This is a genomic window from Longimicrobium sp., from assembly GCF_036554565.1.
GTDB lineage: Bacteria > Gemmatimonadota > Gemmatimonadetes > Longimicrobiales > Longimicrobiaceae > Longimicrobium.
In genome coordinates this window covers 1-1,586 of record NZ_DATBNB010000299.1, presented here as the reverse complement: position 1 = coordinate 1,586, position 1,586 = coordinate 1, and the positions used below count along the sequence as shown (strand labels likewise).

Here is a 1,586-nt window from a genome sequence, read left to right as displayed (position 1 = left end):
GGCGTGGAGGGCACGGTGATCGACGTTAAGATCTTCAGCCGCCGCATCGATGACCCGATCCTTGAAAAGGAGCGGGGCCAGCGCATCGGCGAGCTACGCGCCTACGAGCGCGGCGAGATCGGCCGCATCGGCGAGGCGCGCGACGAGGAAGTGCGCGAGCTGATCCGCGGCAAGGAAGTGGCGCTGTTCCTGAAGCGCGGCACGGTGGAGCCCTTCTTCAACGAGGGGACCGAGCTGACCGACGAGGTCACGGACGCCCTGGACCTGTCCGAGGTGGACCTGACCACGCTCAAGGTCACGGACCGCCCGACCAACGAGCAGCTCCGCCGCCTGATCGACGAGAGCAAGCGCCGGATCGAGCGGGTGCGCCAGCGCACCGAGGGCCAGATCGACAAGATCTTCCAGCCCGACGAGCTGCCCCCGGGGGTGGTGCAGCTGGTGAAGGTGTACCTGGCCGAGAAGCGCAAGATCTCGGTGGGCGACAAGATGGCCGGCCGCCACGGCAACAAGGGCATCATCGCCCGCATCGTGCCGGAAGAGGACATGCCGTTCCTGCCGGACGGTACCCCGGTGGACGTGTGCCTGAACCCGCTGGGCGTGCCCAGCCGCATGAACGTGGGGCAGATCCTTGAAACCCACCTGGGGTGGGCAGCGCGCGTCCTGGGCTTCGAGGCCAAGACGCCGGTGTTCCAGGGTGCTTCCGAAGACGAGATCGGCACGCTGATCCGCCTGGCGGGCGCCACCTGGGCGCGGCAGTCGCTGGGCGTGCTGAGCGCCATGCCGCCCACCTTCGACGTGGACGACGCGCGCAGCATCGCCGAGACGGTGCAGGCGCACGAGGCGCTGGCCCAGGAGCGGGCCCGCCCCGAGATGGGCATCGGCCGGGCGATCGACTGGATGGCGGGCGCGCCGGAAACCCCGGCGCTGCTCACCGAAAAGCTGAACGCCCTGAAGGACTACCTCGTCAGCGCCAGCCGCGAACTGGCCGAGGCCCGGCAGCAGAGCGTGGAGGAGGCCTTCCCGGCCGCCGCCGCGCTGGCCGCCTCGAAGACGGGCGAGGGGCTGACGGCCGCGCTCGAGGAGCACATGCTGACGGCGGGGCTGACCCCCGGCGGCAAGGTGAAGCTGCGCGACGGACGTTCGGGCGCGCAGTTCGAAAGCCCGGTGACGGTGGGCACCATCTACATGCTGAAGCTCAGCCACCTGGTGGACGACAAGATCCACGCGCGGTCCATCGGGCCGTACTCGCTGGTGACGCAGCAGCCGCTGGCCGGCAAGGCGCAGTTCGGCGGACAGCGCTTCGGCGAGATGGAGGTGTGGGCGCTCGAGGCGTACGGCGCCGCGCACACGCTGCAGGAAATCCTGACGGTGAAGTCGGACGACGTGAACGGCCGCAGCCGGGTGTACGAGGCCATCGTCAAGGGCGAGAACCTGCCCGAGCCGGGGCTGCCCGAGTCGTTCAACGTGCTGGTGAAGGAGCTTCAGGCGCTGGGCATCAGCGTGACGCTCGGCAGTTAGTGAAGGGAAGTGCGTGAGCGCGGGAGTGCGTGAGTGCGGAAGTAACCAACCGCACTCACGGACCGACG

The 1,586-nt window shown here is 69.2% G+C and carries 1 pseudogene; it reads left to right on the top strand.

The window, feature by feature from the left end:
• Positions 1–1,518 (top strand): annotated as a pseudogene (locus tag VIB55_RS08070) (DNA-directed RNA polymerase subunit beta); the annotation flags it as partial.
• Between the last annotated feature and the right edge of the window lie 68 nt (positions 1,519–1,586).